General features: G+C 51.0%; 24 protein-coding genes and 4 tRNA genes. 19 read left to right on the top strand and 9 right to left on the bottom strand.

The window, feature by feature from the left end:
* Positions 1 to 337: 337 nt before the first annotated feature.
* The 14 genes from mltB (at position 338) to luxS (ending at position 11,605) form a co-directional block, all read left to right on the top strand.
* Positions 338 to 1,441, top strand: coding sequence for a lytic murein transglycosylase B (gene mltB / locus IV433_RS24970; protein ID WP_195816460.1), 1,104 nt, complete (start codon positions 338 to 340; stop codon positions 1,439 to 1,441).
* A 163-nt stretch (positions 1,442 to 1,604) separates the two neighbouring features.
* Positions 1,605 to 2,099 carry a nicotinamide-nucleotide amidase gene (gene pncC, locus IV433_RS24975; protein ID WP_195816494.1) on the top strand — a complete coding sequence of 165 codons (495 nt, stop codon included), beginning with the start codon at positions 1,605 to 1,607 and terminating at the stop codon, positions 2,097 to 2,099.
* 107 nt (positions 2,100 to 2,206) lie between these two features.
* Positions 2,207 to 3,271: a recombinase RecA gene (recA, locus tag IV433_RS24980; RefSeq protein ID WP_152324006.1), complete on the top strand. Its 1,065-nt coding sequence runs from the start codon at positions 2,207 to 2,209 to the stop codon at positions 3,269 to 3,271.
* A 203-nt stretch (positions 3,272 to 3,474) separates the two neighbouring features.
* Positions 3,475 to 4,041, top strand: coding sequence for a recombination regulator RecX (gene recX / locus IV433_RS24985; protein ID WP_195816495.1), 567 nt, complete (start codon positions 3,475 to 3,477; stop codon positions 4,039 to 4,041).
* Between the two features lie 138 nt (positions 4,042 to 4,179).
* Positions 4,180 to 6,807, top strand: a complete 2,628-nt coding sequence (gene alaS, locus IV433_RS24990; protein WP_195816461.1) for an alanine--tRNA ligase — start codon at positions 4,180 to 4,182, stop codon at positions 6,805 to 6,807.
* A gap of 254 nt (positions 6,808 to 7,061) precedes the next feature.
* Entirely contained in the window at positions 7,062 to 7,247 is a 186-nt protein-coding gene (gene csrA, locus IV433_RS24995; RefSeq protein ID WP_013574027.1) for a carbon storage regulator CsrA, read from the top strand.
* Positions 7,248 to 7,572: 325 nt separating this feature from the next.
* A tRNA-Ser gene (locus IV433_RS25000) sits at positions 7,573 to 7,665 on the top strand.
* A gap of 8 nt (positions 7,666 to 7,673) precedes the next feature.
* A tRNA-Arg gene (locus IV433_RS25005) sits at positions 7,674 to 7,750 on the top strand.
* Positions 7,751 to 7,860: 110 nt separating this feature from the next.
* A tRNA-Arg gene (locus IV433_RS25010) sits at positions 7,861 to 7,937 on the top strand.
* Positions 7,938 to 7,982: 45 nt separating this feature from the next.
* Positions 7,983 to 8,059: transfer RNA gene (locus tag IV433_RS25015), tRNA-Arg, on the top strand.
* Between the two features lie 221 nt (positions 8,060 to 8,280).
* Positions 8,281 to 8,847: a fructose-1-phosphate/6-phosphogluconate phosphatase gene (gene yqaB, locus IV433_RS25020; protein WP_152324002.1), complete on the top strand. Its 567-nt coding sequence runs from the start codon at positions 8,281 to 8,283 to the stop codon at positions 8,845 to 8,847.
* Positions 8,844 to 9,272: a YqaA family protein gene (locus IV433_RS25025; RefSeq protein ID WP_195816462.1), complete on the top strand. Its 429-nt coding sequence runs from the start codon at positions 8,844 to 8,846 to the stop codon at positions 9,270 to 9,272. The genes yqaB and IV433_RS25025 overlap by 4 nt, the downstream gene beginning before the upstream one ends.
* Before the next feature lie 85 nt (positions 9,273 to 9,357).
* Positions 9,358 to 10,932, top strand: coding sequence for a glutamate--cysteine ligase (gene gshA, locus IV433_RS25030; protein WP_195816463.1), 1,575 nt, complete (start codon positions 9,358 to 9,360; stop codon positions 10,930 to 10,932).
* A gap of 157 nt (positions 10,933 to 11,089) precedes the next feature.
* On the top strand, positions 11,090 to 11,605 hold the full coding sequence (luxS, locus tag IV433_RS25035; protein ID WP_152323999.1) for an S-ribosylhomocysteine lyase: 516 nt from the start codon (positions 11,090 to 11,092) through the stop codon (positions 11,603 to 11,605).
* A 68-nt stretch (positions 11,606 to 11,673) separates the two neighbouring features.
* Here luxS and IV433_RS25040 read toward each other — a convergent pair whose 3' ends face one another.
* Together IV433_RS25040 and IV433_RS25045 are read right to left on the bottom strand one after the other, a co-directional pair.
* Entirely contained in the window at positions 11,674 to 12,963 is a 1,290-nt protein-coding gene (locus tag IV433_RS25040; protein ID WP_152323998.1) for an HlyC/CorC family transporter, read from the bottom strand.
* Between the two features lie 16 nt (positions 12,964 to 12,979).
* Complete coding sequence (locus IV433_RS25045) at positions 12,980 to 13,771, bottom strand: cytochrome C assembly family protein (RefSeq protein WP_195816464.1); 792 nt, start codon at positions 13,769 to 13,771, stop codon at positions 12,980 to 12,982.
* A gap of 164 nt (positions 13,772 to 13,935) precedes the next feature.
* On the opposite strand from IV433_RS25045, the gene ffh reads away from it, so the two are divergent.
* The 5 genes from ffh (at position 13,936) to rplS (ending at position 17,528) form a co-directional block, all read left to right on the top strand.
* Positions 13,936 to 15,297 carry a signal recognition particle protein gene (gene ffh, locus IV433_RS25050; RefSeq protein WP_195816465.1) on the top strand — a complete coding sequence of 454 codons (1,362 nt, stop codon included), beginning with the start codon at positions 13,936 to 13,938 and terminating at the stop codon, positions 15,295 to 15,297.
* Positions 15,298 to 15,475: 178 nt separating this feature from the next.
* The gene (rpsP, locus tag IV433_RS25055) at positions 15,476 to 15,724 is read left to right on the top strand and encodes a 30S ribosomal protein S16 (RefSeq protein WP_152324071.1); all 249 of its coding nucleotides are present in this window, start codon (positions 15,476 to 15,478) and stop codon (positions 15,722 to 15,724) included.
* 18 nt (positions 15,725 to 15,742) lie between these two features.
* Positions 15,743 to 16,291: a ribosome maturation factor RimM gene (rimM, locus tag IV433_RS25060; RefSeq protein ID WP_152323996.1), complete on the top strand. Its 549-nt coding sequence runs from the start codon at positions 15,743 to 15,745 to the stop codon at positions 16,289 to 16,291.
* Positions 16,292 to 16,358: 67 nt separating this feature from the next.
* On the top strand, positions 16,359 to 17,126 hold the full coding sequence (gene trmD, locus IV433_RS25065; protein WP_104924473.1) for a tRNA (guanosine(37)-N1)-methyltransferase TrmD: 768 nt from the start codon (positions 16,359 to 16,361) through the stop codon (positions 17,124 to 17,126).
* A 54-nt stretch (positions 17,127 to 17,180) separates the two neighbouring features.
* Positions 17,181 to 17,528 carry a 50S ribosomal protein L19 gene (gene rplS, locus IV433_RS25070; RefSeq protein WP_013574038.1) on the top strand — a complete coding sequence of 116 codons (348 nt, stop codon included), beginning with the start codon at positions 17,181 to 17,183 and terminating at the stop codon, positions 17,526 to 17,528.
* Positions 17,529 to 17,621: 93 nt separating this feature from the next.
* Here rplS and IV433_RS25075 read toward each other — a convergent pair whose 3' ends face one another.
* From IV433_RS25075 to IV433_RS25105, 7 genes are all read right to left on the bottom strand, one after another.
* Complete coding sequence (locus IV433_RS25075; RefSeq protein ID WP_104924474.1) at positions 17,622 to 17,801, bottom strand: ogr/Delta-like zinc finger family protein; 180 nt, start codon at positions 17,799 to 17,801, stop codon at positions 17,622 to 17,624.
* 65 nt (positions 17,802 to 17,866) lie between these two features.
* Positions 17,867 to 18,967: a contractile injection system protein, VgrG/Pvc8 family gene (locus IV433_RS25080; RefSeq protein WP_195816466.1), complete on the bottom strand. Its 1,101-nt coding sequence runs from the start codon at positions 18,965 to 18,967 to the stop codon at positions 17,867 to 17,869.
* Positions 18,968 to 18,969: 2 nt separating this feature from the next.
* Positions 18,970 to 19,440, bottom strand: a complete 471-nt coding sequence (locus IV433_RS25085; protein WP_195816467.1) for a phage tail protein — start codon at positions 19,438 to 19,440, stop codon at positions 18,970 to 18,972.
* Entirely contained in the window at positions 19,437 to 21,056 is a 1,620-nt protein-coding gene (locus IV433_RS25090; RefSeq protein ID WP_195816468.1) for a phage tail tape measure protein, read from the bottom strand. The genes IV433_RS25085 and IV433_RS25090 overlap by 4 nt, the downstream gene beginning before the upstream one ends.
* On the bottom strand, positions 21,049 to 21,171 hold the full coding sequence (locus tag IV433_RS25095; RefSeq protein WP_195816469.1) for a GpE family phage tail protein: 123 nt from the start codon (positions 21,169 to 21,171) through the stop codon (positions 21,049 to 21,051). Before IV433_RS25095 ends, IV433_RS25090 begins: the two co-directional genes overlap by 8 nt.
* Before the next feature lie 32 nt (positions 21,172 to 21,203).
* The gene (locus IV433_RS25100) at positions 21,204 to 21,485 is read right to left on the bottom strand and encodes a phage tail assembly protein (protein WP_195816470.1); all 282 of its coding nucleotides are present in this window, start codon (positions 21,483 to 21,485) and stop codon (positions 21,204 to 21,206) included.
* 58 nt (positions 21,486 to 21,543) lie between these two features.
* Positions 21,544 to 22,053 carry a phage major tail tube protein gene (locus IV433_RS25105; RefSeq protein ID WP_152323991.1) on the bottom strand — a complete coding sequence of 170 codons (510 nt, stop codon included), beginning with the start codon at positions 22,051 to 22,053 and terminating at the stop codon, positions 21,544 to 21,546.
* Between the last annotated feature and the right edge of the window lie 2 nt (positions 22,054 to 22,055).

The raw sequence follows: 22,055 nt of genomic DNA on the forward strand, positions 1-22,055 counted from the left end.
ACCTATATTTCAACAAGTTAATTATTTAAAAAAATACTGCTGCATCATTGGGGTGTGAGCATCCAGCCCGCTCATATCACTAGCTTTACTCTTGATTTGATTCAATTTTAAATCATCCTGTTGGCTCGTACCGCCCGGGGCAACGACTTTACAACGGATCCTAACGTGAGTAGAGGTAAAAAACCACGAAGCGTTTTGAAGTTGCGTAATGTCCCGCAATTCGCCGGGGATCAGGGTCTTCATGCATCGTTGTAAAGACGTCGATTTTCAGTTTTTTCAGCCCTGATAATGCTCTACCATATCCCCACCTCTTTTATTGCATGGTTACGGATATCCGATGCGCCTCCTGGCAGTCATTCTTCCCCTGGTTTTAACACTTTCTGCTTGTAGCAGTAATAAGCCTCCGGCTCAGCCTGAAGGCCCGCGCAATCCTTTCTCTGACGGAAGAAATGCCAGCGGCAATTCGGTTCCCAGCGGGGGCTTTTTATTGCAGCCCGAACACACTGGCGCAGTGCAGACCGGAGACTTCGCTTACGATCCGGCCATGAATCAGTTTGTCGATAAAATGGTTCGCGAACACGGATTCGACCGGCAGCAGTTGCATGATGTACTGGCGCAAACGAAACGTCTGGGCTTTGTTTTACGCCTGATGGATCAGCAGGCGCCGTCCGGCCCGCCGTCAACCGTGCCAAATGGTGCGTGGAACCGCTATCGCAGCAAATTTATCACGCCGGATAACGTCCAGAATGGCGTTGTGTTCTGGAATCAGTATCAGGATGCGTTGCAGCGTGCGGAGCAGGTTTACGGTGTGCCGCCGGAAATTATTGTCGGCATTATCGGCGTCGAAACCCGCTGGGGCCGCGTAATGGGTAAAACCCGCATTATCGATGCGCTGGCGACCTTATCCTTTGCCTATCCGCGCCGTGCGGATTATTTCTCCGGCGAGCTGGAAACCTTCCTGCTGATGTCCCGTCGTGAAGGGGATGATCCGCTGAGCCTGCGCGGTTCGTTTGCGGGCGCGATGGGTTACGGTCAGTTCATGCCATCTTCTTATAAAGATTATGCCGTGGACTTTAACGGCGACGGCCATGCCAATCTGTGGGATCCGATTGATGCTATCGGCAGTGTAGCCAACTACTTCAAGGCGCACGGATGGACGAAAGGCGCACCGATTGCGGTGCCAGCGGCCGGACAGGCACCATTGCTGGAGAATGGCTTCAAGACAAAATATCCGCTTTATACGCTGACGGCAGCGGGTCTTAGCCCGCTGGGCTCTCTGGGCGGTTATCAGGAAGCCAGCCTGTTGCGGCTCGATATGGGCACCAGTTACCAGTACTGGTACGGGCTGCCAAACTTCTACACCATCACCCGTTACAACCACAGCGTACATTATGCGATGGCGGTCTGGCAGTTGGGTGAGGCGGTGAAAGCGGCGCGCTGACCCTGATTTTCTGCTTTATCACGGAGGGCCGCTTGTTGTGGCCCTTCTTTTTGCCTTTTATTCCAATTCTGAATACATCGCGCAAAACGCACCGACAGGCCTCACACAGCGAAAGAGAAATGCTAACATCAGGTTGAATTCAGCTGACCCGCCAGGATGGAATATGGACGAAAAACGTTTACGTGAATTGAGTGCAGAAATCGGCACTGAGCTTAAATCTCAGGGACTGTGGATCACCTGCGCGGAATCTTGTACCGGCGGATTAATTGCCAAGGCTATTACGGACATCGCCGGAAGCTCGGCCTGGTTTGATCGCGGTTTTGTCACCTACAGCAACGCTTCCAAGCATGAATTGCTGGGCGTTTCCGAGGCGACATTGGAACAGCACGGCGCGGTAAGCGAGCAGGTCGTCCATGAAATGGCGCAGGGCGTTTTACATGCGGCGGGAGCAGATATTGCAGTGTCCGTCAGCGGTATTGCCGGGCCTGACGGGGGTTCTGAAGAAAAACCCGTGGGAACCGTCTGGTTTGGTTTCGCCGGTAAAGACGGGCGTGTACTGACGGCAAAACAACAATTTTCTGGCGATCGTGAAGCAGTACGTTTGCAAGCTGCTGTTTTTTCGCTACAAACTGCGTTATCTGAGTTTCTGCAAAATTAGGCTTGATACTGTATGAGCATACAGTATAATTACTGCCAATTACCTGTACATAAATTATATTCAGTGATGCAGGTTGGATGTTCCCCTGTATCAGACGAGGAGTAAAAATGGCTATTGATGAGAACAAGCAAAAGGCGTTAGCTGCAGCACTGGGCCAGATTGAAAAGCAATTCGGTAAAGGCTCCATCATGCGTCTGGGTGAAGATCGCTCTATGGACGTGGAAACGATCTCTACCGGCTCTTTGTCTCTGGATATCGCGTTAGGCGCTGGCGGTTTGCCAATGGGCCGTATCGTGGAAATTTACGGGCCGGAATCTTCCGGTAAAACGACGCTGACTTTGCAGGTTATCGCTGCTGCACAACGTGAAGGCAAAACCTGTGCGTTCATCGATGCGGAACACGCACTGGATCCTATCTACGCTAAGAAATTGGGCGTAGATATCGATAACCTGCTGTGTTCTCAGCCGGATACCGGTGAGCAGGCGCTGGAAATTTGTGATGCGCTGACCCGTTCAGGTGCGGTTGACGTTATCATCGTTGACTCCGTCGCGGCTCTGACACCGAAAGCTGAAATTGAAGGCGAAATCGGCGACTCTCACATGGGCCTCGCGGCACGTATGATGAGCCAGGCAATGCGTAAACTCGCGGGTAACCTGAAAAACGCCAACACCTTGCTGATCTTCATCAACCAGATCCGTATGAAAATCGGTGTGATGTTCGGTAACCCGGAAACCACAACCGGCGGTAACGCACTGAAATTCTATGCTTCTGTTCGTCTGGATATCCGTCGTATCGGCGCTATCAAAGAAGGCGATGTCGTTGTCGGTAGCGAAACGCGCGTGAAAGTGGTGAAGAACAAAATTGCTGCACCATTCAAACAAGCTGAATTCCAGATCATGTACGGCGAAGGCATCAACATCAACGGCGAGCTGATCGACCTTGGCGTTAAGCACAAGATGATCGAGAAAGCCGGCGCATGGTACAGCTACAACGGTGAGAAGATTGGTCAGGGTAAAGCAAACTCCTGCAACTTCCTGAAAGAAAACCCGAAAGTAGCTGCCGAGCTGGATAAAAAACTGCGTGACCTGCTGCTGAGCGGCACCGGCGAACTGAGCGTTGCCACGACAGCTGAAGACGCTGACGACAACATGGAAACCAGCGAAGAGTTTTAATTTCGCGGTTGTCTGACGTCACAGTCGATAAAATGCCAGCCTGGTTTCAGGCTGGCATTTTGCATATCTGAGGGACTCCGATGTCCACTGAAAAAGCACCGAATCAAAATGTCATCGATCTGAAACGACTTCTTGAAGAAGTTGAACAAAACAGTGAATCCACACTGTTTGCGCCTCAGGAAAAAGACGCCAATGCGGCGAAAATTAATACACTTATCAGCCGCGCGATGCGTCTGCTGTCTCAGCGTGATCACGGTGAAGCCGAGCTGCGCCGTAAACTGCTTATCCCGCCCGTCCCCTTTGTAAAACCCCAGAATAAACAAAGTCGCTGGTCTTCACGTAAACGGCCAGACGAAAATGCCTTTGATGAAGATAATGCGGTAAAAGTACGCCCGGAACCACGCCCTGTGCCGGAAGAGATCCCGGAGGAACATGTACAGGCAGTTATCGATTATTGCTACCAGCATCACTGGCTTGATGATGCCAAATTTGCCAGTCGCTATATTTCCGGTCGCAGCAACAAAGGCTACGGTGCACAACGCATTCGTTCGGAATTACTGCAGAAAGGTGTCGATAAAGAAATCATATCGACAGCGCTGGAGGAAACGGAGGTTGACTGGTGTGTTCTGGCGCGGGATATTGCCGTCAGAAAGTTTGGAGAAAATTTACCGAAAGACTGGAAAGAAAAATCGAAAGTTCTGCGTTATTTGCTTTACCGAGGCTTCTTTCAGGAAGAAATACAGTCGATTTATCGCGATTTTGACGATTGACCGCATACGGTATTTTACTTCCCCGCGCAGAAATTTTATCTTATCCGCACTTTTTCGTTCGTGAGCTGTACAGATTGCTGCCATATGCAGCGTTATCCGGCTCAAGAGCCGTTCTTCCAGCATGATTCCGGGATATTTATGAGCAAGAGCACCGCTGAGATCCGTCAAGCGTTTCTCGATTTCTTCCATAGTAAGGGACACAACGTTGTTTCAAGCAGTTCGCTTGTCCCGACAAACGATCCGACACTGTTGTTTACCAATGCCGGGATGAATCAATTTAAAGACGTTTTCCTCGGTCTGGATAAACGCGACTACAGCCGTGCCACCACATCTCAGCGTTGTGTGCGTGCAGGTGGCAAACACAACGACCTCGAAAACGTCGGCTACACCGCCCGTCACCATACCTTCTTCGAAATGCTGGGCAACTTCAGCTTCGGCGATTACTTCAAGCATGACGCCATCAACTACGCCTGGGAATTACTGACCGGCGAAAACTGGTTTAATCTGCCGAAAGAAAAGCTTTGGGTCACCGTCTATGAGACTGACGACGAAGCGTTTGAAATCTGGGAAAAAGAAGTCGGCGTTCCAAAAGAACGTATTATCCGCATTGGCGATAATAAAGGCGGCGCTTACGCTTCTGACAACTTCTGGCAGATGGGTGATACCGGACCTTGCGGTCCTTGCACCGAAATTTTTTACGATCATGGCGACCATATCTGGGGCGGCCCTCCGGGTTCTGCTGAAGAAGATGGCGACCGTTACATCGAAATCTGGAACATCGTCTTCATGCAGTTCAACCGTCAGTCTGACGGCACCATGCTGCCACTGCCTAAACCTTCCGTCGATACCGGGATGGGGCTTGAGCGTATCACCGCTGTTATGCAGCATGTGAACTCAAACTATGACATCGACCTGTTCCAGAAACTGATCGCTGCCGTTGCTGATGTGACTGGCGCGACCGATCTGACCAGCAAATCTCTGCGCGTTATTGCAGACCATATCCGTTCTTGCGCATTCCTGATTGCAGACGGCGTGATCCCATCGAATGAAAACCGTGGTTACGTGCTGCGTCGTATCATTCGTCGTGCAATCCGTCACGGCAACATGCTGGGTGCGAAAGAGACTTTCTTCTACAAACTGGTTGCTCCGTTAATTGACGTGATGGGCCCGGCAGCGGCTGAGCTGAAAGAACAGCAAGCCATGGTTGAGCAGTTGCTGAAAACTGAAGAAGAGCAGTTTGCCCGTACTCTGGAGCGCGGTCTGGCGCTGCTGGATGACGAATTATCTTCTCTGAAAGGCGATACGCTGGACGGTGAGATTGCTTTCCGTCTGTACGACACCTTCGGTTTCCCGCTGGATCTGACTGCGGACGTGTGCCGCGAGCGTAATCTGAAAGTTGACGAAGTCGGTTTTGAAAAAGCGATGGAAGTTCAGCGTCGTCGTGCGCGTGAGTCCAGCGGTTTCAGCGCGGACTACAACAGCATGGTGCGTGTTGACGGTGTTACGCAGTTCTCCGGTTATGAGCATCTGCAACGTCATTCAAACGTTGTGGCGCTGTTCATCAATGGTCAGCCAGTAAATGAAATTCAGGCGGGCGATAACGCTATCGTCGTTCTGGATGACACACCATTCTACGGTGAGTCTGGCGGACAGGTTGGCGATAAAGGCATTCTGAAAACGGCAGCCGGCACTTTCGCGGTTTCTGATACCCAAAAATATGGCAAAGCCATTGGTCATCAGGGCTCACTGAACGCGGGTAAACTGAGCGTTGGTGACAGCGTTGAAGCCGAAGTTGACGTTGAGCGTCGCGAACGTATTCGTCTGAACCACTCTGCGACTCACTTGCTGCACGCCGCACTGCGTCAGGTGCTGGGCAAGCACGTTGCTCAGAAAGGCTCGCTGGTAAACGATAACTATCTGCGTTTCGACTTCTCGCATTTCGAAGCGATGAAACCGGAAGAGATTCGTCAGGTCGAAGATCTGGTGAATGCGCAAATCCGTCGTAACCTGCCAATTCAGACCACCATCATGGATCTGGATGAAGCGAAAGAAAAAGGTGCGATGGCGCTCTTTGGTGAAAAATACGAAGACAGCGTGCGCGTCCTGACTATGGGTGATTTTTCCACCGAGCTGTGTGGGGGGACTCACGCCAGCCGCACGGGTGATATCGGCCTGTTCCGTATTCAGAGCGAGTCAGGCACGGCGGCAGGTGTTCGCCGTATCGAAGCGATTACCGGTGAAAACGCCATTAATGCACTGCATCAGCAAAGTGATTTGCTGCAAGATGTTGCGCACATGGTGAAAGGTGATGTGAACAGCATTACTGATAAAATCCGTACTCTGATTGAACGTTCCCGCGTGCTGGAAAAAGAACTTCAGCAGGTGAAAGGGCAACAAGCTGCGCAGGAGAGTGCTTCACTTTCCAGCCAGGCGAAAGAAGTGAAAGGCGTTAAGCTGTTGGTTCGTCAGCTGGATAACGTAGAGCCTAAAATTCTGCGTACGATGGTTGATGACCTGAAAAATCAGTTGGGTTCAGTGATTATTGTTCTGGCAACCATCGCTGACGATAAAGTCAGCCTGATTGCGGGCGTCACGAAAGATCTGACCGATCGCGTCAAAGCAGGGGATCTGATTGCTTCTGTCGCCCAGCAGGTGGGCGGTAAAGGCGGTGGTCGTCCTGATATGGCGCAGGCAGGGGGAAGTGACGTTCAGGCATTACCGGCTGCACTGGCAACAGTAGAAGCCTGGGTTGAATCCCGGCTGTAATAAGAAATAAATAGCTAACCAGGAAGCGCCATAATGTGTTGTGCAATATGGCGTTTTCGGTCTTAATGGCAGGGTGGGCCTCGCGATAAAAGTCGCGACAATGATGATATCGGCTAAACTTAAAGTACTATGGCTTGAGTTGCGGGCCGCTTACAGTTTACGTAGGGGTCATGGCTTACGTTTTACCTGCTTATGATAGATAATGGCCGGGAAACTGAGAGACCCGACTCTTTTAATTATTCAAGGAGCAAAGAATGCTTATTCTAACTCGCCGAGTTGGTGAAACCCTCATGATTGGCGATGAGGTTACTGTTACCGTTTTAGGTGTCAAAGGTAATCAGGTGCGTATTGGTGTGAATGCGCCGAAAGAGGTTTCTGTTCACCGTGAAGAGATTTATCAGCGTATCCAGGCTGAAAAGTCTCAACAGACGAGTTACTGATTTACGAGGCGTCTCGTCGATGACGAGGCGCTGAACTTCCTTTCTGCTCGTTTTTGATTTTTCCCCCCTTAATTTACTGCCTCCCCGGTTTTTATTTTCCTTCTGCGGCTTCTTCCAAACCTGTCATTTTTTAAAAACTAAGCCTTTTTTCTGACCACTGAGCCCCTTTATTGCCTTCAAACTGCTCAGGTTGAGCGTGAAATGTCCAAACGGGTGATTGTTAGGAAAAAAGGGTTTGACTTATAAGGGCCAGAAAGTAATATGTGCGCCACGCAGTGCCGATGAGCTTAAACAAAGTTAGTCAGCACACTCGCAAGAGGCGTATGGTGAGGTGGCCGAGAGGCTGAAGGCGCTCCCCTGCTAAGGGAGTATGCGGTCAAAAGCTGCATCCGGGGTTCGAATCCCCGCCTCACCGCCATTTAAAATGCACCCATAGCTCAGCTGGATAGAGTACTCGGCTACGAACCGAGCGGTCGGAAGTTCGAATCTTCCTGGGTGCACCATACTTTCCAGAGCGTATGTTGATTTGCAATCAAATGAGCGTGACGGGCAAAGGCGAAAGCTGATGCAGTACGGAAAAATGGTCAGGTAAATCTGCAGTAAGAATCAAAATGCACCCATAGCTCAGCTGGATAGAGTACTCGGCTACGAACCGAGCGGTCGGAAGTTCGAATCTTCCTGGGTGCACCATTCTTCCTCTTAGTATTTTCCGAAAAAACTCAGCACGACCCCAATGCACCCATAGCTCAGCTGGATAGAGTACTCGGCTACGAACCGAGCGGTCGGAAGTTCGAATCTTCCTGGGTGCACCATATTTAAGATGCCGAAATGATTTAGCTCATACGGTATTAGAAAAACCCGCTTCGGCGGGTTTTTTGCTTTCTACTTTTTCTCTCTGATTTCCTCCCTTCTTTTTCATTTCCCTGATTTTTCTGACGTGTTCGGATGTGCTGTAGGTGTGGACAAAATGCGACTTTCGCCAGACTTTGCGATAAAGTAGTTTTCCTGTTTTTTCGTGATCATGGAGCATTCGATGTACGATCGATACGAAGGGCTAATATTTGATATGGATGGCACCATATTGGATACCGAACCTACGCACCGTAAGGCATGGCATCAGGTATTGACCAAATACAGTATGCATTATGATGTCGAATCCATGGTCGCTCTGAATGGTTCTCCAACCTGGCATATTGCCCGGTTTGTTATCGACAGCAATAACGTCGAAATGGATCCCCATCTTCTTGCCGCAGAAAAGACTGCTGCCGTGCAGGAAATGTTGCTTGATACCGTGCGTCCTTTGCCATTAATTGATGTCGTGAAGGCTTATCATGGCCGCCGGCCAATGGCGGTAGGGACGGGCAGTGAACACTGGATGGCGGATGCGTTGTTGCGTCATCTTGGGCTGCGCGATTGTTTTGATGCGATCGTGGGTGCAAATGATGTGCAAAACCACAAACCGGCACCCGACACCTTTTTGCGCTGCGCTGAGTTAATCGGCGTGCCTCCTGAAAAATGCGTTGTGTTTGAAGACGCAGATTTCGGTATTGAGGCGGCCCGGCGCGCCAATATGGATTTTGTGGACGTGCGTACGCTGTGAGCAGTGTTGTGGCGCTGGCTTCATTATTTGGCAGCAGTTTTCTCAGCGCGACATTATTGCCCGGAAATTCAGAAGTCTTATTAGTCGCTTTATTGTCAGCTGGCAACGCAATGCCAGCGGCATTGGTTTTGTCTGCAACTGTTGGCAATACCTTAGGTGGCATAACCAACGTCATCATCGGACGCTTTGTGCCGCAGCTCAAACCGCAACGTGGACTTGATGTTGCACAGAACTGGCTGAAGCGTTTTGGACCGGCAGCATTGTTGCTGAGCTGGTTGCCGGTGATTGGCGATGTGTTGTGCGTGTTAGCAGGTTGGCTGCGAATGCCATGGGGCCCGGTGGTCTTTTTCATGTTGATTGGAAAAGCAGTGCGTTACATCGTTTTGGCTGTTGTGACGTTACAGGGGCTTTCATGGTTCGGTTAGATTGGCATCAGTTATCAATTATGGTCACATCTATGCAGATTCAGTATGCTTGCAAATTAATGGTTTCACCGAGCGGGAGGTCAATTTGATCCCGGATGTATCTCAGGCGCTTTCCTGGTTGGAAGCCCATCCTCAGGCATTAAAAGGTATTCGTCGCGGTATCGAGCGTGAAACGCTTCGTGTTAACGCTGATGGTTCACTGGCGACAACGGGACACCCTGAGTCCCTGGGTGCGGCTTTGACGCACCGCTGGATCACGACCGATTTTGCAGAAGCCTTATTAGAATTTATTACTCCCGTCGATGACAATATTGAGCATCTGATGGCGTTTCTGCGTGACATTCACCGTCACGTTGCCCGTGAATTGGGTGATGAACGCATGTGGCCGTTCAGCATGCCGTGCTTCATCGAATCCGGGCAGGATATCGAGCTGGCGCAGTACGGTTCGTCTAATGTCGGGCTTTTCAAAACCTTGTATCGCGAAGGCCTGAAGAATCGTTACGGCGCGCTGATGCAGGTGATTTCCGGCATCCACTATAATTTCTCGCTGCCGCTGTCTTTCTGGCAGGAACGTCTGGGTGTTACGGATGTTGAAAGCGGGAAAGAAGCGATTTCAGCGGGCTACTTTAAGCTGATCCGCAATTATTACCGCTTTGGCTGGGTGATCCCGTATCTGTTTGGTGCGTCACCTGCGATCTGTAAATCTTTCCTGAAAGGGCGTGAAACAGATCTGCCATTTGAATATACCGATTCCGGATTGTGCTATTTGCCGTACGCCACCTCGTTGCGTCTGAGTGATTTGGGCTATACCAACAAATCACAGAGCAATCTGGGGATCACGTTTAACGATCTGGAAACGTACGTTCAGGGCGTGAAGAAAGCGATTCGTACCCCTTCTGCGGAATACGCGGAAATGGGTGTGAAGAAAGACGGTAAATACCTGCAACTGAACACCAATGTGTTACAGATTGAGAACGAACTTTATGCGCCAATCCGTCCTAAGCGGGTCACCAAATCAGGTGAAACCCCTTCTGACGCGCTGATGCGCAGCGGGATCGAATACATTGAAGTCCGTTCGCTGGACGTCAATCCGTTCTCCCCTGTGGGCATCGATGCGACCCAGGCGCGTTTCCTCGATCTGTTTTTGGTATGGTGTGCCTTAGCGGACGCACCGGAAATGAACAGTGATGAGCTGCTTTGTACGCGCAAAAACTGGAACCGCGTCATCCTCGAAGGTCGTAAACCGGGTCAGACGATTGGTATTGGTTGCAACGATGAGCGCAAGCCGCTGGTCAGCGTCGGGAATGCGTTGTTTGCTGATTTGAGCCGGGTGGCACAGGTTATGGACGAGCAGAACGGCGATCACCTTTATCAGGACGTCTGCAAAGAACTGGTTGCTGCGTTTGATGATCCTGAACTGACGTATTCTGCGCGGATCCTTAAAGATCTGAAACAGCAGGGCGGCGTGGGCAGTCTTGGGCTGGAACTGGCAGAAAAGTATCGTCAGATGCTGGTGAGTGAACCGCTGGAAGTTTTAGATGCCAGTGCATTAATGGCAGAGCAGGACGGTTCATGGCAACGTCAGCGCAAACTGGAAGCGGGTGATACGCTAAGCTTTGAAGAATATCTGGCTGCGAACGCAGGCAGTGCTGAAGAGTAGAAAAGAAAAAGGCCACAATCAATGTGGCCAAATAAACATCTCTGTTTACAGGGATGATGATAACAAATGCGCGTCTTTCACTAATTAAGACCCGCATGCTGGGAAAAGGTTTCCTGAGTTCGTAAAAAAAATTAATTTATTTAGGAGAGGTGACGATATGCCACTGTTGGATAGCTTTACCGTAGACCATACCCGTATGGCAGCACCTGCTGTTCGCGTCGCAAAAACCATGAAAACCCCGCACGGGGATACCATCACTGTGTTCGATCTGCGCTTCTGCCGCCCGAATATTGAAGTGATGCCTGAACGCGGTATTCATACGCTGGAGCACCTGTTCGCGGGGTTCATGCGTAACCACCTGAATGGCAACGGCGTGGAGATCATTGATATTTCTCCAATGGGCTGCCGTACGGGTTTCTACATGAGCCTGATCGGTGTACCGGAAGAGCAATTTGTTGCTGATGCCTGGAAAGCGGCGATGGCAGATGTTCTGAAAGTGAAAGAACAGCGTCAAATCCCTGAGCTGAATGAATATCAGTGCGGTACTTACGAGATGCATTCCCTGAAAGAAGCTCAGGAAATTGCGCAACACATTCTCGATCACGACGTAGTTGTGAACCGTAACGACGATCTGGCTCTGCCAAAAGAAAAACTGTCCGAACTGCACATCTAGTTTTAGCGTGTTGCAGGTAAAAAAAAGACGCGATGTTCGCGTCTTTTTTATGTCTTTTATTCAGCGGATTAGCGTTGATTTACGCTGGTTTGCAAGGGCTGTAACGGACGAACCTGAACTTGCTTGATCATATTGTCCTGCACATCGAGAATTTCGACTTCGTAATCTTCAATGCGCAAACTGGTGCCGATAGTCGGGATATCTTCCAGCACTTCCAGAAGCATGCCGTTGATGGTTCGCGGCCCGTCGGCAGGCAGATGCCAGTTAAACGCTTTGTTCAGCTCACGGACGTTCGCGCTGCCTTCAATCAGTACAGAGCCGTCGCTTTGGGGGGTGACTTCTTCAGCCAGCGTAGGCGACATCGACGTTGTGAAATCACCGACGATCTCTTCAAGAATATCTTCGACGGTCACCAGCCCCTGAATATCACCATATTCATCGACCACAATGCCCACTTTCTTTTTATTGCGCTGGAATTTTACCAGCTGAATGTTCAGCGGCGTACCTTCCGGAATGTAGTAAATCTCGTCCGCAGCGCGCAGCAGGTTTTCTTTGGTGAATTCTTTCTTCTCGGTCATCAGGCGATACGCTTCGCGTAAACGCAGCATGCCGATCGCATCATCAAGCGAGTCGCGGTACAGCACAATGCGGCCATGCGGTGAGTGCGTGAGCTGGCGGATGATGGACTTCCAGTCGTCGTTAATGTCGATACCGACGATTTCATTACGCGGCACCATGATGTCATCAACGGACACTTTTTCGAGGTCCAGAACGGAAAGCAGCATGTCCTGATTGCGGCGTGAGATTTGCGAGCGCGATTCATTCACGATAGTACGCAGCTCTTCTTTGCTCACGGCATCACTCAGGCTGGCCGTGGTTTTGATACCAAACATACGCATCAGCAGACGTGAGAGACTGTTCAGGATCCACACCAGTGGCATCATGATTTTTTGCAGCGGGCGCAACAAAATGCTGCTCGGAAAAGCAATGCGTTCAGGATTGAGGGCTGCGAAGGTTTTCGGCAGAACTTCAGCAAACAGCAGAACCACGAAAGTCAGCACGCCGGTCGCAATCGCGACGCCGGCATCGCCATACAGGCGGATACCCACAATGGTTGCCAGAGCGGAAGCAAGAATGTTGACCAGGTTGTTGCCGATGAGCACGAGGCTGATCAGCTGGTCAGGGCGTTTTAACAGCTTTTCGACGCGACGCGCCGCACGGTTACCCTGTTTGGCCAGGTGACGTAACCGGTAACGGTTGAGTGTCATCATACCGGTTTCGGAGGCTGAAAAATAAGCCGAAACCACCACCATGATGATCAATGTGATGATCAGGGTTGTTGTCGAGACGTGCTCCAACGGGTATTCCTTTTGATTAGTGAACCATGATTTGCTGGATCAGGCGACTGCCGAAATAGGCAAGTGTCAGTAAGATGGCGCCTGCCATGCTGAACCATACCACGCGGCGGCCACGCCAGCCTTCGTGATAATGCCCCCACAGCAGGACGATATAAACGAACCATGCCAGTATCGATAAGACAGCCTTGTCGATATTCTCCGGGCTGAACAGGTTGTTTAAATACAGTAATCCGGTGCACAGCGTCAGCGTCAGTAAAATGACGCCAATCTGGGTGATGTGAAATAATTTACGCTCGATGGTCATCAGCGGAGGCATATCCGCCGTGAACGTCAGCCGTTTGTTCTTCAGCTGATAATCGAGCCACGCCAGCTGAAGCGCGTACAATGCGGCAATCATCAGCGTGGCGTAAGAGAACAGTGCCAGGCCGATGTGCACCAGCAAGCCTTTGCTTTCTTCCAGATGCGTGATGAATTCGCCCGGAAGGAAAGTGACAAACGCCAGGTTGATCAGCGAGAAACTGTAAACAATCGGCAAAATAAACCAGCCACGGTTGCGTGACGCAACAATGGTCATCACGGTGCCGATGATTAAACTCACGACCGAACCGATGTTCACCAGACTTAGGTTCTGCCCGGTGCTGACGTCGAAGATGCGTTCCTGCAATGCGACCGCGTGGCAAACCAGTGCCACGACAACAGAAACCAAGGCTAACCGCCGGTATGCGCTGTTCTTCCGGATAATGCTCGGAATGATCAGTGCAAGGCTGAGCAGATAGGCCAACATGGCGACGAGAGCAAAAACTGACATAGCGTTTCGGTAGCATCGAAAAGTGAATGAGAACCGCAGTATAACGTTACCCGCGTCACGCTCCAACCTATCTGAGATGCCAAAGCAGAGATCGTCCGCGCTTCGTGTTATAATCCCGCAATTACGTCGCAAAAGCGGCCTGTCATTACGTTGAGCAAGAGACGATGTTTGAGAATTTAAGCGATCGATTGTCGCGCACACTGCGCAATATCAGCGGCCGCGGGCGGCTGACCGAAGAAAATATCAAAGAGACATTACGTGAAGTGCGTATGGCGTTACTGGAAGCGGACGTTGCGCTGCCGGTCGTTCGCGACTTCATCAACCGGGTGAAAGAGAGCGCTGTTGGCCATGAGGTCAATAAGAGTCTGACGCCGGGTCAGGAATTCGTCAAAATTGTCCAGAAAGAACTGGAAACCGCGATGGGCGAGGCTAATACCGAGCTCAACTTAGCGGCGCAGCCACCGGCTGTCGTTCTGATGGCGGGTTTACAAGGTGCGGGTAAAACCACCAGCGTCGGTAAACTGGCGAAATTCCTGAAAGAAAAGAAAAAGAAAAAAGTGCTGGTGGTCTCCGCCGACGTTTATCGCCCTGCGGCGATCAAACAGCTGGAAACCCTGGCGCAGCAAGTTGAAGTGGATTTCTTCGCATCTGATGCGCAGGAAAAGCCGGTGGATATCGTCACTCGCGCCCTGCAACAGGCGAAACTGAAATTCTACGACGTTCTGATTGTCGATACCGCCGGCCGTTTACACGTCGACGAAGCGATGATGGACGAAATCAAACAGGTTCATGCCGCGATTAATCCGGTAGAAACACTGTTTGTGGTCGATGCCATGACCGGTCAGGATGCGGCGAATACCGCTAAAGCGTTTAACGAAGCGCTGCCGCTGACCGGTGTGATCCTGACGAAAGTCGACGGTGACGCCCGTGGTGGTGCTGCACTGTCGATTCGCCACATTACCGGCAAACCAATTAAATTCCTGGGCATGGGTGAAAAAACCGATGCGCTGGAGCCGTTCCACCCTGATCGTATCGCGTCCCGCATTTTGGGCATGGGCGACGTGCTTTCTCTTATCGAAGATATTGAGAGCAAAGTTGACCGCGCACAGGCTGAGAAACTGGCCAACAAGCTTAAAAAAGGCGATGGCTTTGACCTGACCGACTTCCTCGAGCAGCTCAAGCAAATGCGTAATATGGGCGGCATGGCGAGCATGATGAGCAAATTGCCGGGCGTGGGTCAGTTGCCTGACAACGTCAAATCTCAGATGGACGACAAGGTTCTGGTGCGTATGGAAGCGATCATCAACTCGATGACGATGAAAGAACGCGCTAAACCAGAAATTATTAAAGGTTCCCGCAAGCGCCGTATCGCGCTGGGTTCCGGCATGCAGGTGCAGGACGTTAACCGCTTACTCAAGCAGTTCGACGATATGCAGCGCATGATGAAGAAAATGAAGAATGGCGGCATGGCGAAAATGATGCGTGGCATGAAGGGTATGATGCCACCAGGTTTCCCGGGCCGTTAATCGACATCACTGTCTATATATCAGCCACATAGGCGGCTCATGCAAAATGCGGTCTGGGCTATTTACGCTTTAGATTGCTTTTTGCGCCAAAATGAGTAAAATTTTCGGGCTTTTTATATTGCAACCAGACCCCGTTCCCCGATGGGGTCTGGTTGTTTTATTAACTAAAGAGGATGTTATGGTAACAATTCGTTTAGCACGTGGCGGCGCAAAAAAGCGTCCGTTTTATCAAGTAGTAGTGACCGACAGCCGCAACGCTCGTGACGGTCGTTTCATCGAACGCGTAGGTTTCTTCAACCCATTGGCTTCTGGCCAGGCTGAAGCACTGCGTCTGGACCTGGATCGTATTACCCATTGGGTAGAACTGGGTGCAACCGTTTCTGATCGCGTTTCTTCGCTGATCAAAGACGCTAAGAAAGCAGCTTAATCTGTCGCGGTGGTGGCAATGAGCAAGCAATCCAATCCAGTGGTACCCGCTGAGCCGTTAGTACTCGGCAAAATGGGTTCAACATACGGCATTCGTGGTTGGCTCAGAGTGTTTTCATCCACCGAAGACGCTGAAAGCATCTTCGAATACCAGCCCTGGTTTATCCAGCGTGCCGGTAAGTGGCAAGTTGTCGAGCTGGAAGGCTGGAAACGCCACACTCAGGACCTGATTATCAAAGTCAAAGGCGTTGATGACAGGGATGCAGCGAATCTTCTGACCAATTGCGAAATTGTTGTTGATTCAAAGCAGCTACCTCCACTGGAAGACGGTGACTATTACTGGAAAGACCTTTTTGGTTGCCAGGTAGTGACAACTTCCGGTTACGAACTGGGCAAAATCATCGATATGATGGAAACCGGTTCTAACGATGTGATGGTAGTCAAAGCCAACCTGAAAGATGCCTTCGGACTCAAGGAGCGGTTGATTCCGTTCCTCGATGGGCAGGTTATCAAGAAAGTCGATCTCACTACTCGCACTGTTGAAGTAGATTGGGATCCTGGTTTTTGACCTCCGTAACGTTTACTGATGTAAACAACGATGGGTTGAGCGATAAAGCATTCGAAAGGGGTAGGCTATGTGGATTGGTATAATTAGCCTGTTTCCTGAGATGTTCCGCGCAATCACCGATTACGGGGTAACTGGCCGGGCAGTTAAAAATGGCCTGTTGAGCGTAAATTGCTGGAGTCCTCGCGACTTCGCATACGACCGACATCGTACCGTGGACGAGCGCCCTTACGGCGGTGGTCCCGGCATGCTGATGATGGTGCAACCTTTACGGGAAGCTATTCATGCAGCAAAAGCAGCGGCAGGCGAAGGTGTGAAAGTGATTTATCTTTCACCTCAGGGACGCAAACTGGATCAAACCGGTGTGTGTGAACTGGCGGCTCATCAGAAAATTATTCTGGTTTGTGGTCGTTACGAAGGGATTGATGAGCGCGTAATCAAAACCGAAATTGATGAAGAATGGTCAATTGGCGATTATGTTCTCAGCGGTGGAGAGTTACCGGCAATGACTCTGATTGATTCAGTTTCCCGCTTTATACCGGGCGTTCTGGGTCGTCAGGCTTCAGCAGAAGAAGATTCTTTCGCTGACGGATTGCTCGATTGCCCCCACTATACCCGCCCTGAAGTGTTGGAAGGCATGGAAGTTCCGCCAGTTTTACTGTCGGGAAACCACGCTGATATACGTCGCTGGCGCCTGAAACAGTCGCTGGGTCGAACCTGGCTTAGAAGACCTGAACTTCTGGAAAACCTAGCTCTGACTGACGAGCAAGAGGTGTTGCTGAGAGAGTTCCAAAAGGAACATCGACTCAGTCAACAAAACTATGAAGGGAACGCTTAAGCGTTACGCTGAGCCCTCCCGATATATCAGTTTACCTAGGGTAAGAGACATATTATGAGCAATATCATTAAACAAATCGAACAAGAGCAGATGAAGCAAGACGTACCTGCATTCCGTCCAGGTGATTCCCTGGAAATTAAGGTATGGGTCGTTGAAGGTTCTAAAAAGCGTCTGCAGGCATTCGAGGGCGTGGTTATCGCTATTCGTAACCGCGGTCTGCACTCTGCATTCACTGTTCGCAAAATTTCTAACGGCGAAGGTGTTGAGCGTGTATTCCAGACTCACTCCCCAGTAATCGACAGCATTACTGTTAAACGTCGTGGTGCCGTTCGTAAAGCTAAACTGTACTACCTGCGTGAGCGTACTGGTAAGTCAGCTCGTATCAAAGAGCGTCTTAACTAAGGTATCGCTAACGCGACATCGACTAGTTAATAGAGAACAAGGGGTTAGCCATCGGCTAACCCCTTTTTTTTGTGTTCAGTGGTGGCAAATTGACTATGCAGCAGGGCGCTGGCTGCCGGGTTTTGAGATGACCCGGGCGACGGATTCGTGGGTGGCAAACGTGCAGCTGCATTCAATATTCTGGCACTGATGATAACGTTCTTTGGTTGATTCACTCAGATAGCGGCTTGAACGGGTATGAGCGACTTTTCCACACAGCGGGCAATGCATCATAAAAACCTCCGGCATGACAGGTAAGCGATGGAGTCATTATGAAATCTGCAGCTCGCAAAAGCAAGTTATAATTGTGATATTGAAGATCGGTAAGTGATATCTGCAATATATAACTTCAAATTCAATGTTGTGGTAAATCCGTTGGTATTGATTTCATGCTGTGCGGAATCAATAATCCAACGCGTACCATCAATCACATCCTTGAAACCTTTCACATTAACCGGCGTTTGTGCGCTCAGATCTGCACGTCCAAGCGCCAGGCGGATAGTGAAGGTCGCAGCGTCATTCTGGATTTGGTTAAACACAGAATCTGCAGCCCGTTTTGCGGTTTCCTTGTCAGGGTAAATTTTATCCAGTTGGAGAATATTTTGCCCTGAGCCAGCCGTATAACTAGCCCCGGCGGTTTCTTTATCCTGACTGGCTTTACGTTTGAGGTCGACGTTGCTGGTGGTCGCCGTTTTGACGTCATGCCATTGCGCCTTCACGCCGTCATAGGCCTGTTTATCCGGCAGGGAAAAGAGGTATTTATCCCCGTCGCTGCGCTCAATGGTTCTCCACGGCAAAGCCTGGCCGGACGCGGTACGTCCGACGCTGGCTTTATAGAAAATGATTGCGCCGTTCTTGACTGTCACCTCAGCACCGTAGCTTTGCGCCAGTCTTGTCAGGAAATAGCTGTCGGCTTCGTTAGTCTGATCGATGTGCGAAATTTTGATGCTATCAAGATCCGCCGGGATCACCGGAAGAGGGTATTGATTGCGTGCGGAAATGATGCGGACAATTGCCCCCAGCGTGTAATCGTCATAAGACTGGCTGAGTTTGGTTGAAAAAGAACCCCGAAAATCCGCACTGCGAGCGGTTACAGTGATGATGTCCGGCGCGCCGGAGTACTTCACCGTATCGATAATAAAATAGCCGCAGTCGTATAACGCCAGCTTCGACCACCCCAGATGCAAATGCAAAACGGTTCCCCGTGAGGGCATCTGCAATCGCCCATCGCTGTCGTCGAAAGTCAGGTCCAGAGTATCTGCCTCAAAACCGCTGTTATCCTTCACCGATAACCTGATGATGCGGCTGGAGATATTCTCTTCCAGGACTTTATTTTTTACTGTCAGGGTAAAAGCCGGCGCAATGCGCGCGCCAGCCGGTAACTGATAATCGGTAATCATAGTCAGACTCCGTGAACGAAGTTGCTGACTGCCGAACTGGCCTTGTTAAAAAGCCCTTCAGCCTGAGCCAGCAGATCGCCAAACATGGCCGCCTGGGATTCATCGACGCGTTTTAAATTAACCGAAAAATTGATGCTCCGTGCCTGGCCGTTCGAATTAATCTCGGTGTTATCGTGTGTCATGCTCTCGATGATAAACATGCCGTATATGGTTCCGCTGCCTTCGATTAAAGGCCATGCCCGCCCGGACTCGGCCATGGCTTCTAAAGTTTGCAAATAGCTTATTCCACCGGTGACTTCCGGCAAAAGCAGCCCGCTGAGTTTCATCGACTCCTTCCCCAGCCCCAGAAACTGGGAAACCGGACGTTGCCCGATACGGGTATTTTCCTGCCAGTTGTAATTCACAATCCGGCCAAGTGTCTGATAGGGAAGGGTGTTTAATTTAAAAACGAACAAACCCAGTGACATCATCATCCGTAAAACCCTCCATTAGTAAACTGGCTGTATCCGGCGTTGGTGGCGTTCCATTCCCGCTCGTTCATGGTGTTTGCGATAAGCTCGCGAATTTGATTCTGATCGGTGTCCGGCGTAGCGGTGAAACTGACATTGACGGTGGTTGCGCGGTTGTCGGTCAGGTTATTCGCCACGCTGTTTTTGGCCGGCTGATACATGCTCAGAACGACGCCTGTAAGGGGAATGCTCTCCACCTGTGGCTTTGAAATATCCGGGGCTGCGCCAGGTTCGTCGCCGCCGAAAATGGAATCCCATCCTTTTTTAGCCCAGATGAAGAACTCGCCTATCCTGGAAACCGCGTTGTTCAGCGTGACAAAGATTTCACCGATGGCAATGCCGATATCTTTGCCAATATTGGTATAGCGGCTCAGTTCGTCCTGACTAAATTTTATCGGTTCGAACAAATCTGTGATCCAGTCCAGAGCGCCCTTGAAAGGCGCAAACGCATCGCTGACCGGCCCCTTCACTGAATTAAAGCCTTCAATTATGCCGCCAATAACGGCACTGATCGGCTCCCAGAGTTTGACCACGGCTAAGCCAATACCGGCAATCAGTACGATGACCGGTAGAAGTGGGATCCCGATGGCTGCAAAGGCGGCTGCAATGGCACTCCCGACGCCGGTAAAAATGGTGCCCAACAGACCGGCACCGGCGATCAGCATATTTACACCACTCAGAACCGGCGCAATGATCGCACCCATTGAGCCTAATCCGCCGATAATTCCGGTGACCCCTAATGCCAGCCCGAGAAGTGAACTCACCAGCTGCGGATTATCAGTGATCCAGGTATTGAGCGTGGTTAGCCACCCGGCAGCCGTCTGCGTCAGCTCGCGCAGCGCAGAATTCTGACCTTCGAACAGATTGATGCGCAGCGTGTCCCAGCCTGCGAACAGCTTTTTGACGTCGCCATCCAGATTGTCGCCTTTCACCGTCACGGCCATTTTTGCCTCAGGCGTGGCGCCATTCAGTTCGCCAGGCGTTTGTGCCAGAACCTGATCGGCATTCATGCCTTTTGCAGCCAGATCTTTTTGTTTCGCCACGACTTCAGAAGGCGCATGGCCGGAAGCCGCCATGGAAAGCCCCTGCTGGCGCAACGCAGCAATGTGCGGATCACCATTTTTCAGCCGGAGGAGAGACTGCACTTCGGAAAGCCCGGCCTCAAAATCTGCGCCGGGTTTGAGAACGCTTTTGGCCAGCTCGAGTTTCGGCTGTGCAAAAGCGAGGGCTGACGAAGCCGCGCTTTTGAGCTGCCCGGTTTGCTGTTCACGCTTCTTGTATTGCTGCCCGATTTCCAGCCCTTTTTGTTCGATAACTGTCCGGCGCTGTTCCCTGGACTGTTCTTTTGCAGCTGTTTTTACGCCGCGAAAGGCCTGCTTTTCGGCCGTTTTATCCGGTGCGAAAACCGACTCTCGGAGCGATAAAGAAGCACCAGTGATATCTTGCGACATCGTGCTGAATAAATTCTTGTCGGGCACGGTCGTGTAGGTCTGCCAGACATTGGCCGTCGCCTTGCGCAGCGACGCCAGCTCGTCGTTCATTTTTCCCAGCGTCGTGGGTAATTGTTCGAGATTACTCATCAGTTTTTACTCCGCTGCGTTGCAAAGCCTTATGCCGCCAGTTCAGGAGATCCGTCAGCGACATGCCGCCCATTTCGGACGGCGGCCAGTGGAAGATCACCGCGATGTCTGCCATCAGATCATCGACGGTGAGGCGGGGCGCGATTTTTACGCCTCCGGTTTCGGTGATAAAAAACCAATCACCTTGCCTGCCAGCGCAATCAGGTCCGGCAATTCAAGGCGCGCGCACTCTTCTTTGGTCAGATTGGGCATCGTGATGCGCGGCAAAATAGTGATTAACGCGTCAACATCCGCATTGGCCAGTGCCGCAAGGCCGATGCCGCGCAGGCTGCCCGCGGTCGGTTTAGTGACCTGGATTTCGGTGATTTCGGTTTCACCGCGTTTTAGCGGAACATCCAAAATGACGGTGTTGTTTTCAGTCTGGCTCATGAGTTTTCCTGTTGAAGGAGAGGAAGCCGGCAAGGTTCTGCCGGCGCAGGGAAGGGAATTACAGGCCGAGCGCGGTGCGGTGTTCTGCCAGGCGGTCAACGCCATTGACGATTTCCACCATATTGACGGTGTCGATCTCAATCAGCTCTTTGCCGTCGATGGTCAGCTTGAAGTAAGTACACTGCGTGGTGACTTTGGTTTCAGTGTCTTCGCCCTGTTTGTATTCGCCGAAATCAAACTCTTTGTGGCGGCCACGCATCATCACTTCAACCGCCGAAACGTCACCGGTGTCGTCACGTTGCAGGGAACCGGCAAAGCGCAGCGGGATATCCGACGTGCTGCCCCATTGTTGTAAAACCAGTTCATCCAGGCCGCCGATAGACCATTCCAGCGTCAGCGCGTCATCGTCCAGACCGAAGTCCACGGCGACCGAACCGCTCATGCCGCCGCCGCGATAATTCTCCAGCTTGCGGGTCAGTTTCGGCAGGGTCAGGGAAGAGACCAGGCCCAGATAGCTGTTCCCGTCGTTGAACAGGTTCAGGTATTTCAATTTCTTAGGAAGTGCCATGA

The organism is Rahnella laticis (assembly GCF_015644585.1).
Lineage (GTDB): Bacteria > Pseudomonadota > Gammaproteobacteria > Enterobacterales > Enterobacteriaceae > Rahnella > Rahnella laticis.

Bases quoted from the DNA above. Each gene is read 5' to 3' on its own strand.
- trmD (WP_104924473.1), top strand. From the start codon at position 16,359: ATGTGGATTGGTATAATTAGCCTGTTTCCTGAGATGTTCCGCGCAATC.
- yqaB (WP_152324002.1), top strand. From the start codon at position 8,281: ATGTACGATCGATACGAAGGGCTAATATTTGATATGGATGGCACCATA.
- recA (WP_152324006.1), top strand. From the start codon at position 2,207: ATGGCTATTGATGAGAACAAGCAAAAGGCGTTAGCTGCAGCACTGGGC.
- IV433_RS25045 (WP_195816464.1), bottom strand. From the start codon at position 13,771: ATGTCAGTTTTTGCTCTCGTCGCCATGTTGGCCTATCTGCTCAGCCTT.
- pncC (WP_195816494.1), top strand. From the start codon at position 1,605: ATGGACGAAAAACGTTTACGTGAATTGAGTGCAGAAATCGGCACTGAG.
- IV433_RS25090 (WP_195816468.1), bottom strand. From the start codon at position 21,056: ATGAGTAATCTCGAACAATTACCCACGACGCTGGGAAAAATGAACGAC.
- IV433_RS25100 (WP_195816470.1), bottom strand. From the start codon at position 21,485: ATGAGCCAGACTGAAAACAACACCGTCATTTTGGATGTTCCGCTAAAA.
- IV433_RS25095 (WP_195816469.1), bottom strand. From the start codon at position 21,171: ATGGCAGACATCGCGGTGATCTTCCACTGGCCGCCGTCCGAAATGGGC.
- IV433_RS25075 (WP_104924474.1), bottom strand. From the start codon at position 17,801: ATGATGCATTGCCCGCTGTGTGGAAAAGTCGCTCATACCCGTTCAAGC.
- ffh (WP_195816465.1), top strand. From the start codon at position 13,936: ATGTTTGAGAATTTAAGCGATCGATTGTCGCGCACACTGCGCAATATC.
- mltB (WP_195816460.1), top strand. From the start codon at position 338: ATGCGCCTCCTGGCAGTCATTCTTCCCCTGGTTTTAACACTTTCTGCT.
- alaS (WP_195816461.1), top strand. From the start codon at position 4,180: ATGAGCAAGAGCACCGCTGAGATCCGTCAAGCGTTTCTCGATTTCTTC.
- rplS (WP_013574038.1), top strand. From the start codon at position 17,181: ATGAGCAATATCATTAAACAAATCGAACAAGAGCAGATGAAGCAAGAC.
- IV433_RS25105 (WP_152323991.1), bottom strand. From the start codon at position 22,053: ATGGCACTTCCTAAGAAATTGAAATACCTGAACCTGTTCAACGACGGG.
- rpsP (WP_152324071.1), top strand. From the start codon at position 15,476: ATGGTAACAATTCGTTTAGCACGTGGCGGCGCAAAAAAGCGTCCGTTT.
- IV433_RS25080 (WP_195816466.1), bottom strand. From the start codon at position 18,967: ATGATTACCGATTATCAGTTACCGGCTGGCGCGCGCATTGCGCCGGCT.
- rimM (WP_152323996.1), top strand. From the start codon at position 15,743: ATGAGCAAGCAATCCAATCCAGTGGTACCCGCTGAGCCGTTAGTACTC.
- luxS (WP_152323999.1), top strand. From the start codon at position 11,090: ATGCCACTGTTGGATAGCTTTACCGTAGACCATACCCGTATGGCAGCA.
- csrA (WP_013574027.1), top strand. From the start codon at position 7,062: ATGCTTATTCTAACTCGCCGAGTTGGTGAAACCCTCATGATTGGCGAT.
- IV433_RS25085 (WP_195816467.1), bottom strand. From the start codon at position 19,440: ATGATGATGTCACTGGGTTTGTTCGTTTTTAAATTAAACACCCTTCCC.